The organism is Oleiphilus sp. HI0067 (assembly GCF_001635735.1).
This window is the reverse complement of sequence record NZ_LWFI01000434.1, coordinates 1-10906: the sequence shown is the minus strand read 5'-3', so window position 1 is coordinate 10906 and position 10906 is coordinate 1. Positions and strand designations below refer to the sequence as shown.

Here is a 10906-nt window from a genome sequence, read left to right as displayed (position 1 = left end):
CGCCTCACCAAAAGAATACCAACTTCAGCAACATCAAAAATCTTGACCTCTAGAGCCATGCATCTGTCCTTTTCTGTCATAGCACTTATTGCCATCTCGTTGAATAATCGCATCCTAGGAACAACTGGGCAGTAAATCGGCAAACATTGCCGAAGCAGGATGCACAATAAAAACAATATAGACGAACTAAAGGCCTGATTATGGAAACTAAAACCAAGAAACCTGGGTTTCTCGCACGACTCTTTTTCGGTTCAGCACTTGCTTTTGGCGCAAGCCAAGCAGCGGCTGACAACTGCTACATCATGGTTCACGGCCATGGAACAGACGGCTCATTCAAAAGCGGCACAAACCAACCTGCTTTAGATTATTGGAGCAACTACAACTTTAGCGAGTATGCTGGAAACAGCGCGATCACCGAGCTTATTGCTGGTTCAACAGATAACTACGCAATTGTCGGCTACAACTCTACAGACGAAGCGGGCTATCAATGGTGGCGCGATGAAGCGGCAGGTGAAATTGCACGTCAAATCATTGCAATTCGCCAAGGTAATGGCGATGGCTACATTCACCCTGAAGCGAACACACAATGTGCTGCCAATGACACTTTCTGGGTAGTTAGCCACAGCCAAGGCGCAACGGAAATGATGTACATTGCGGGCAACGCACTAGCGGGCTCTCCAAACTACAACACGGCCTACACACCTTCAGGTGGTGTGTCTGTAAATTTCGACGCTGCGATGTCAGGTCTGGCAGGCATATTCACACTTGGTGGAGCAATCGGTGGAACCGAAGGTGCTGACCGCGTATGTAATGGCAACTGGCTTGATAGTATTATCAACTTCGCATTCCTAGGCCAAGACTGTAATGCTAGCGTAGAGTGGTTACAAACATTCGACTCTTATGCTGTGAAGAGCTACATCGGTTCTAACCTAGGCGCACCAATCTACGTGATGGGTGGTTATAAGGGCTTCCCAGGCCTTGAAGGCGCTTCGTCTGGCTTAATCACGGGTGAAGATGATGGCTACATCAACCTTGCATCTCAAATGAGCTGTTCTGGTTCTGGTAAGCGTTATGTAGAAAGCGATCTGAACGACTACAAAAAGATCTTCGGTATTAGTTACGGTAGCCCAACGTATCGTTGTAACGATGCAAACAAAGGCACGCCGCGTACTTACAACATGGCAAGTGTTTACACTGACCATGATGCTGAGCGTAACGCTGCGATCAAATACCCTGATTACACAAATATCGAAGACGGCATTACCTGCGGAAATGGCCGCAGTATGGCGGGTCGAATCAACTCTTGCTTGTAATCAATACAGCGCCATAACAAGGAGGGCCATGCCCTCCTTTTCAATCTACAAAGAAGTACCGAGCCATGCAACGCAACATCGTTTTATTAAGCATCCCACCTCTAATCGCTTTAGCAATGCTTGCGTATTTTGATCATGCACAACAAACCCCAGATCTCGACAGCAAACCTCAAAAAGCCTTTACCGAACAGCACACACCTATCAATCAGCCTGCTACAAGCCAAGCAGCAAAAGTACAGACATTAACCCTCAAACCTGTAACAGGCTCTCAACAAGATCAAATATCCGTGACCCCTATTTCAGGTATTGAACAAATAAGAGCCATCAAGAATAAAACCGCTTTGCATCAAGCCGTCTTAAAAGACCATGCCTCCTTCACACGCTACCCAAGCAGCAATGTTCGTGTTGATCGATTGGAACGCGACCCAGTGACCATGACTTACGAAACGCATCAACGCACGACAGAAAGCGAAGACATGCGCACATCCATCACTGCATGGACCGATAAAAAATACATCAATCAAGGTCAAGCGCTGACATTGTTCTCACGCATCGATAGTGTTGAGCTACAAGGCTTGAGCAGCAAAATCATGGCGCAAGTGTACTTTAGTGAACAGCAAAACATTCTCATCGAAAATCTTCAGGCACGCCAACAAGACGGTACGTATTACCTCACTATTTCAGAGGAGCAAACGAGCTTATGGCCTTCAGGGATATACAAAGCCATTATCGTGAGTGACATTGACCAACTCTCAGAATCGGTGAGTTTCGTAATCTCTCCACCCGTCATCAGCCTGACCGGTGAGCACCGCGACCGAATTACTGATACAGGCAGTTTATTAGTCGAATTAGAAGTAAACGTTGAAGAAAATGCGCGCTACTACGTTCGAGCCGCACTCTATAGCAACACCAATGACCCGATTGGTAGCAGCCAATTTTCTGAGACCTTAAAGCCGGGCAGACATTGGATACCCTTAGAATATTTTGGTTTGATGATCCGTGACGCTGGAGAACCCGGCCCTTACAACATCTACAGCGTTGAACTTGCACAAGCCGGTGTACCGATGCTTCGCATGCCTATTTCAAAAACCAATATTTACACTTACGGCTATACACTCGACCAATTTTCTGGACAAACTTATCGCGAACAACAAGAACCAGTCGACAGCCTTAAGCCTTAGTCGCATGGAACAGCCTCGATTCGTTGACTTCACTAAATGAGAAATTTACTCTGTTAACACAAAGTAACAATAAAAATCTCTCGCTTTTAGTCGAAGCGATACAAGGCCGTTAAGTTGTATAAAAATGGATAAAAAGACTCTTCTATTCGTTCTGTTTTCTCTCGGTTTGACCGCTTGTGGCGGCGGCTCTTCTAGCTCAAACATCGTCGGATCTGACGCTGATCAACGCATCACGGTGACTTCAGAAGGAATACGAGAAGACGTTGCTCTTAGCCTCTATGTGAATGGCACACCAACAGAAGAAACGGTCATCTCTCGTGATGGGCAATTTGCATTTGAATATTTAGTAAGTGATGGCGACACCTTCGTCGTCAACATTGAAGAACCTTTCCCGTTCGATACCGAGTGTCAATTATTCAATAACGGCCCAGCAACTGTCGGCTCAGCACCTCTCGACATACGCCTTAGCTGTGAGCAACTTGCTTCTGTACGCGGCACGATTTATCTACAAACCGCTTTTCAAACTGACGCTGATATTAACGACATAAACACCGACACAGCAAACAATAATTTCTTTGAAAGAGCGCAAGAAATTAGTAGTGATTTACCCTTTCAAGGCTTCGTATCACGCAGCTCTTTTGACGCGCCCAACGGTAATTACTCAAACTTCCCTGATCGAATAGATTTTTTAAAAGTTAGTTTAGAAAAGGATCAATTAATTAGTCTGAAATCAATAGGCTACAAGGACAGCCTTTCTGATGCAGACCTTGAACTTTATGATGAAAACTTTCAGCTAGTCGGCCGTTCTAGCAATATAAAGGATCAAATAGATTTAGTTACCGTCTCATCTAACGGCACTTACTATGTTGTGGTCGAGGCCGTTGAAGGCGCGGTACGTTACACTCTTAATTTTGCAGCCCCTTCTGGTGGCTCCCGGATTTTTGGAGCAACAGAAAACATCATCCCTAATCAAGCAATCGTGCAGCAACGCGTTAACTTGAACACGCGTACTTCTGCAGCATCGATCGCATCAAGTGTTAATCACTTTGACTACACACGAACGGCGCTCGCCAAATTTAATTTCGAGGAACAACAAGTTAGAACTGCCTCATTTGAGTCATCCGATCAATTAGATAATTTCTTACAGCAGTATCAGCCAAACTCGTACGCATTAAGGCAAACCTTGAAGCGAATAAAAGAGTTAAAGCAACGTGCAGATATTGCGCTTGCAGAACCTAACTATCGTGTAACTAACTTTGCCACCCCGATAGATTCAGCCTACAACAAACAGTGGCACTACCCTCAAATTAATCTAGAGCAAGCATGGGATCTTGAGACAGGTTTTTCTTCTGACGTGATTGTTGCAGTAATAGATACTGGCGTATGGCTTAGCCACGAAGATCTTGTCGGGAAATTCGTACCCGGTTACGACTTCATTATTGATCAAGAGGCTTCACTTGATGGAGATGGACCGGACGATGACCCCAATGACCCAGGTGATCAAGTTTATGACGATGGGAGCTCGTCATGGCATGGAACCCACGTTGCAGGAACAATAGCTGCTAATACTAATAACGATACAGGAGTAGCGGGTGTTTCTTGGGGCGCTAAAATAATGCCTATGCGCGCCTTAGGCAAAGGAGGCGGAGCTATGTATGACATTATTCAGAGCGTAAGATTTGCTGCCGGATTATCTAACGATAGTGGACAATTACCCGACCAAAGAGCCGATATCATAAACATGAGTATAGGCGGTGCTCCATACTCACAAATATTTCAAGACAATATCAACTATGCACGAAATGCAGGAGTGATCATTATTGCTGCTGCAGGTAATGGTGAATATAACTACTCGACAGAAAGAAATGAGGGCGTTACTACACCAGAGTACCCAGCATCCTATGACGGCGTCGTCTCTGTTGGAGCTCTCGAGCCATTCGATTCTTTTACTCAAGAATACAAGCTCGCATCCTATTCTAACTTTGGACCGACGTTAGACCTAGTCGCCCCTGGCGGAGCTTCCGATTCTGACAGCACGAGCAATAACACAAAGATATTAAGCACGTTTGTCGATGAAGATTTTGATACAGGTATTCTCAGCTCTGGTTATGAATACTCACAAGGCACGTCTATGGCAGCACCACATGTAGCAGGTGTCGCTGCACTCATGAAATCAGCTTACCCTGAGCTAAGCCCTGCAGATTTCGACATCCTACTTAGAGACGGAAAACTCACCAGTAACGAAGGCCTTAACAACGGCAACGGTGATGCGTTTTATTTCGGCGCCGGCCAAATAGATGCTAGAAAAGCGGTCACAGCAGCGCAAAGCTTGGTTAAAGAACTAGAAAAAACATTAAAACCGAAATTAGTATTAACAAACTCATCTATCGAGCTAACAAGCTATCAGCTATTCTCACAAGTCTCATTGTTCAACCAAGGCAGCGAATCTAACATTTCGGATATTTCCATTACTGGTAATGACGGTTCTTGGTTGTACATATCTGACTTAAATACCGATTCAAACGGTTTCGGTTCTTATGCAATTTCTGCAGATGCCTTGGGCTTAACTGAAGGACAATACGAGGCTGAAATCATATTTACTGAAAGTAAGGGCTCATCTATTTCTCTCACAGTTACATTATCTATCGAGCCGCTTAATCTCTCCGTTGACGATGCACCTCCGGTATACGTGGTTCTTTTTAGTTCGTTATTTGGTCTAGTTGAACAAACAGTCATGGCAGAAAAAGTAACCGATGGCGTCTATCAATTTGAATTACTGAATGTGCCTCCAGGTAACTACAACCTGTTAGGAGGAAGTGATATTGATAGTAACTATACTATTTGTGAATTCGCTGAAATATGCGGGGCATACCCAGCTCACACAGCCCCAACAGAACTAACAATACAGGACACAGATATCAATAACATCGAATTTGCTGTTCACCTGCTGAATAACGTTAATTTAACTGCCGACTCAATGAATGCAGCTATTTCAAGAACAAAAGCAGCAAACATTGAAGAATAGATAGATCAAACATCAAAGCTGTAAGGTTTTACTCATTTAAGCTAAGCTATTGCGTTGTTAATTCATTCCTCTGACGCATAGCTTGGCTGCACCATTTAATGTTTGATATTTCCGTTTTAGACCACCTTTCTGACCTGAATATTCTTGTTGTTGGCGACGTAATGCTTGATCGCTACTGGCAAGGAGACTCGCAAAGAATCTCTCCAGAAGCTCCGGTTCCTGTTGTTAAAATCAACAATCTTGAAGACAGAATTGGCGGCGCGGCAAACGTGGCACGCAACATTGCGCATTTGAACGGGCAAGTTAGTTTAATGGGGCTAATTGGCAATGATGAAAACGCCGATCGTCTTGAAGCCATGCTCGCAACAGACAAAGTAAGCTCCGCACTTATTCGTCAAGATCAACAGCCAACAATCACCAAGCTTCGTGTCATCAGTCGCCATCAACAAGTGGTGCGTCTTGATTTCGAAGAGCTTTTTGCAGATGCGCATGCGCAAACCTTGAAAGAACAATTTATAGCTCAGATCGATAACTATGATTTCGTTATTTTTTCCGACTACAACAAGGGCTCTTTACGCTATGTCGGAGAAATGATTCATGAAGCACGCAAACGTGGCAAAACAATCTTAGTCGATCCAAAGTCTTCAGATTTATCGGTCTACCGTGGCGCACACGTCATCACGCCAAACCTGAAAGAATTTATTGCTGCTGGAGGTCAAACCGACAGCGAAGAGAGCATTCACGCTTCAGCGAAAGCACTGATGGCAAAATGCGATCTCGATGCCATCCTTCTGACTCGCAGCGAGCAAGGTATGTCGGTCATCACACCCTCCTCAAAACATGACATGCCAACCCGTGTACTTGAAGTCGCTGACGTAACCGGTGCAGGCGACACAGTCATCGGCACCTTGGCCTTAATGATGGCGGCAGGCACCCCTCTTGAAGATGCGGCGCAGATAGCGAATTTAGCAGCCGGAGTCGTCGTGGCTAAACTGGGTGCCGAAACAGTTTCTCCTGAAGAGCTTTACCAAATCGCAAATCGTGTGTTCTTTGAACATCGAGGAACCCGCGAGACCGAAACTTACGAAGAGACATTGCGTCACATAGAGCTTGCCAAACTTGCTGGCGAAAAAATTGTATTCACCAACGGCTGCTTCGATATTCTTCATGCAGGGCATGTACGCTATTTAGAAAAAGCGCGAGCATTAGGCGATAGACTTGTACTGGGATTAAACTCAGACGAATCCGTTAAACGCTTAAAAGGTGAAACACGCCCCGTGAATGGTTATGAAGAACGCGCTACGGTGATCGGCGGACTCGCAAGCGTCGACTGGGTCCTTCCTTTTGGAGAGGTGAAAGGCGATCAATACGACGACACACCTTTCTACCTTATCGAAACAGTTATGCCGGATGTATTGGCGAAAGGTGGTGATTACACCATCGACACGATCGTAGGCGCAGATATCGTCCAAAAAAACGGCGGGCAGGTTGCTGTCATTGATTTTGTAGACGGTTGCTCAACCACACGCATCATCGAAAAAATCCAACAACACGATGACCAATAGTCAGCAAGACGCGCCAAAGTCAGTTTGCGTTCTTAGGCTCTCTGCACTAGGCGATGTTTGTAACGCTGTTGCAGCCGTGCAGGCTGTTCAGCGAGCATATCCTGCGAGCCACATTACGTGGATTATCGGCAAGCTAGAGCATCAACTCGTTCATGACCTGCCCGGCATTGAGTTTATCGTTTTCGATAAACGTCGCGGTTCAACTGCGATTAAGGACTTAAAACAAACTCTTAGCGGTCGTCGGTTTGATGTTTTGTTACAAATGCAAGTGGCAATGCGTGCAAACCGCTTAGCGCATCTGATTCCTGCAAAACGAAAAATAGGGTATGACTTTAAACGGGCCAAAGAAGGGCATTCGCTTGTCGTTAATGAGCGGATACCTAGATTAAACCCAAAGGATGCTCGTCAACACGTACTAGATAGTTTCTTAAGCTTCGCCATGACCCTAGGAGCTTCGGAAGAGGATTGCTACCCTCCTCGCTGGAATATCGCGGTGAGTGATGAAGATAAGCAATTCGCATACAACTATATTCTACCCTCACAACCTACCGCCATTATTTGCCCCGCTGCAAGCAAGCGAGAACGCTGCTGGCTACCTGATCGTTATACTGAGGTGATTCATAGCCTTGAGCGCAAGGGTATAAAAACCATACTGTGCGGCGGCCCTTCAGAACTCGACTACGAACTAGCTCGAGACATCATGGCGCTTACTCGCGTTGATGTAATCGACCTTGTGGGAAAAACGTCATTAAAACAACTCTATGCATTATTAAGCAAAGCCTTGTTTGTTCTCGCACCCGACACAGGACCTTTGCATATGGCTAATGCAGCAGGTCGACCATGTGTTGGTTTATATGCACATTCCAATCCTGCGCGAACAGGGCCATATAACAGCCTAGATTTTGTTGCAGAGCAATATCACGAACAATTGATGCTTCAACAAGGAAAAGGCGCCGACCAACTAAAATGGGGCCTTAGAGTTAAAGGCATTGATCTGATGGCAGACATCAGTACTCAAATGGTTTTACAAAAAATCGACGCCCTACTTTGCGCTAAAGGTTAAGCAAGTATGGATTTGTGGATTTGGCTGCTTGCTGCACTGAGCTTATTTGTCGGATGCTGGATTCAGACTGCATTGGGCTTTGGAATGGCTGTGATTGCCGCACCTATTATTGTCATCCTTAACCCTTTATGGGTTCCCGTGGCACTCACCTTATGCGCGCTATTCTTGAGCGTTCTCAACACCTGGAATCAGCGCGAATACATCGAATATCGCGCCTTAGCGCTGCCTTTTATTACAAGAATCCCCGGTACGATATTAGGTGCATGGTTACTACTTCAACTCGATATTTTTGCCCTTCAACTGTTTGTCGCCGGATGCGTTTTTGCGGCGGTAATCATTTCTTACTATGGCAAGCAGTTTGATTACACCCCAAGACGAATGGGGCTTGCAGCATTTATCAGTGGAATAATGGGAACGACGACGTCCATTGGTGGACCGCCTATGGCCTTAGTCATGCAGCACGGAAAGCCTCAAAACATACGCGCAAACCTGTCGATATATTTTGGTTATAGCTGCACAATCAGCATGATTTCCTACGCCTATATCGGCGTATTAAATCAGCAGCTACTAATAGAAAGTCTTAGTTTTTTGCCGGTATGCCTATTAGGTTTCGTACTTGGGGTAAAAGCGAGGCCATACATCGATGACAACAATCGATTCAGACCATTGCTGCTTAGCTTATGCTCGATCGCAGCACTTATCGCTTTTATTGGCGCGTTACTTTATGAATAGCCTAATGCTTTCTCGAGAGGAAATTTTCCTCTTACAAAGATACCATTACCTCGTGCAATCTCTCGATTCTCTGAATCATAGGCTATGGACTCAACAATAAACTGCGTTCGATTCATGTTCACAACCTTGCCTTCCGCACGCATGATTCCCTCAGAAACAGGACGCGTGATATAGGTCGTGAAAGACGTCGTAAGCACAAACACTTCATCTTCATATGAATTTGCCGCAAAGAATGCTGAATCGTCTAAAATCTTAAAGTAAACCGAACCATGCGTGCCACCAGCAGAATGACAATACTCAGGCTTGAGATCAATTTCGATCGTACATTTGCCCTCTTGGATCTCGATGCGAGGAGGGTAAAAGCTATTGATTGGCGCTGCACGATACATGTTGCAGAGTGCGGCGTAGTGTTCTTGTTTTGTCATGTTGATATTAGGACTCTTGGTAAGCAGCTTGAACTAGCGCAATAAACTTTTTGTTCTGTTCTTTCGCAGTGTATTTGAGGGAAGTTTCTTGATTTTGCCTAGCTACTCTATTGCGTAACGCTTGATCATCTAACAAGTCTTGGACAGATGAGACCCAAACATCTTTATTTAAGCTAGGCAGTGAGAAGCGAAGAGATTCACCCTCCAGTATTTCACTCGCACCAACCATTTTGTGCAATACAACCGGCTTAGAACATGTCATTGCTTCTAATGCGCTCATACCAAACTCTTCAATATGAGCAGGAAGAACGAATACATCTAACATACTGTAATAATTAGCGACACAATCTGTTGATGGTAAAAAATGAACTGCATGAGGATGAGAGTTTATCAACTCCGTATAAGCCGAGCGTTTGCCATTTCCCGCAACCACAATGTGTAAGGGATGATCGAACTGAAGAGACTTAGTAAATTCAAGAAAAAAATCGACATTACGTTTTTTAAAATTTCCGGACGTGATCAATCCAATAACGAAAGCTTCTTCTTCGATATTGAGATTATCTCGAACGTTCGTATCACAGGACAAGACATGATCGGGGTCGCATCCTGGGTACAATACTTCAATATTTTTTCCTTGAAGAGCAAACCTATTTGTAAGATCTTGCTTCATCATTTCTGAGTTACACACTATCGTTTTAAACTGACTAGCACTGAGAACTTGAGTATACAATTTACCCACATCATTTCTCTCAGGTAGAGCCTTCCCCTGGATAACTTCGTGTTCCAAGTGCACGCAATTATGAATAAAACAAATATCAACATCAGCGATATCGCCGTGACCAACACTAACATCTGGTTTAAGATTTTTTATCCAAAGCCCTGCTTGAAACTTAAAAAAAGCTCGCCTAAAAAATCCCTTTAGAGGCCAACGAATTGTTTTCTTCACTCTCGCCATTGTGGAGGCGTGCACAACGGGATTCACTTTTTCCGAAACGACAATACTTTGAATTCCAGCCCGATCTAAAGCCTCTAGCTCTGACCGAACAAGCCTAGATACACCTGATCTTAGATTTTTTAAGTCTTTTTGAATAATAGCTACTTTCATAGACCGTACACTAAAAGTACCAAGACAAATAAAAGCTTCCGATATATATATCGTAAAAAATCTCTGGAGACGATGACTGCAAAGATGGAGGATCACTCGCCAGAACTCGATCACGCGCCACCTTATCGCCATAGGCAAATTCAGTACTGAAACTTACATCTGAAAGAAACATCCACTCCAATCCCAAACCAAGAATATAACCATGTGCAGGCGTAGTCTGGTCATAGCGAGCAAAACCAAAAAAACTCTTGATATAAATGTCGTCGACTACCTGATATTTATAGTCCAACGGACGGAATGAATATAAGTTATCACCATCAGCCTGCGTGAATTGAAAAGCTAAGCCTAGATGATGGTCTTCTTCGTAAACACCATGTACAGAGGCTCCTAACAGCAAGGCCGCATCCCAATCGCTTGTGCTTGCAGGCGCATTATCACCTCCATTGAGCAAGATCTTTACCTGACTTGAGGCTCCACCCGCATTCAAGGAATAAGTG

9 protein-coding genes are annotated in these 10906 nt (G+C 44.6%); 6 read left to right on the top strand and 3 right to left on the bottom strand.

What is annotated here, in order from left to right; all coding sequences use genetic code 11:
- Positions 1 to 200 precede the first annotated feature (200 nt).
- The 6 genes from A3739_RS05060 (at position 201) to A3739_RS05035 (ending at position 8879) form a co-directional block, all read left to right on the top strand.
- Positions 201 to 1313 (top strand): hypothetical protein, encoded by a 1113-nt coding sequence (locus A3739_RS05060; RefSeq protein ID WP_068480794.1) that lies wholly within the window; start codon positions 201 to 203, stop codon positions 1311 to 1313.
- A gap of 65 nt (positions 1314 to 1378) precedes the next feature.
- Positions 1379 to 2494, top strand: a complete 1116-nt coding sequence (locus tag A3739_RS05055; protein WP_068500569.1) for a hypothetical protein — start codon at positions 1379 to 1381, stop codon at positions 2492 to 2494.
- A gap of 124 nt (positions 2495 to 2618) precedes the next feature.
- A complete protein-coding gene (locus tag A3739_RS05050; RefSeq protein ID WP_068480788.1) occupies positions 2619 to 5519 on the top strand; it encodes a S8 family peptidase in 2901 nt (966 codons plus the stop codon).
- Positions 5520 to 5617: 98 nt separating this feature from the next.
- Entirely contained in the window at positions 5618 to 7084 is a 1467-nt protein-coding gene (gene hldE / locus A3739_RS05045) for a bifunctional D-glycero-beta-D-manno-heptose-7-phosphate kinase/D-glycero-beta-D-manno-heptose 1-phosphate adenylyltransferase HldE (protein ID WP_068480785.1), read from the top strand.
- A complete protein-coding gene (locus tag A3739_RS05040; RefSeq protein WP_068480782.1) occupies positions 7074 to 8147 on the top strand; it encodes a glycosyltransferase family 9 protein in 1074 nt (357 codons plus the stop codon). The genes hldE and A3739_RS05040 overlap by 11 nt, the downstream gene beginning before the upstream one ends.
- 6 nt (positions 8148 to 8153) lie before the next feature.
- The gene (locus A3739_RS05035; protein ID WP_068480779.1) at positions 8154 to 8879 is read left to right on the top strand and encodes a sulfite exporter TauE/SafE family protein; all 726 of its coding nucleotides are present in this window, start codon (positions 8154 to 8156) and stop codon (positions 8877 to 8879) included.
- Here A3739_RS05035 and A3739_RS05030 read toward each other — a convergent pair.
- The 3 genes from A3739_RS05030 to A3739_RS29390 form a co-directional block, all read right to left on the bottom strand.
- On the bottom strand, positions 8870 to 9304 hold the full coding sequence (locus A3739_RS05030) for a PaaI family thioesterase (protein ID WP_068500566.1): 435 nt from the start codon (positions 9302 to 9304) through the stop codon (positions 8870 to 8872). The genes A3739_RS05035 and A3739_RS05030 overlap by 10 nt on opposite strands.
- Positions 9305 to 9311: 7 nt before the next feature.
- Positions 9312 to 10409, bottom strand: a complete 1098-nt coding sequence (locus A3739_RS05025; protein WP_068480773.1) for a glycosyltransferase family 4 protein — start codon at positions 10407 to 10409, stop codon at positions 9312 to 9314.
- 10 nt (positions 10410 to 10419) lie between these two features.
- The coding region (locus A3739_RS29390) for a hypothetical protein (protein ID WP_197472067.1) at positions 10420 to 10906 on the bottom strand (487 nt) is incomplete at its 5' end.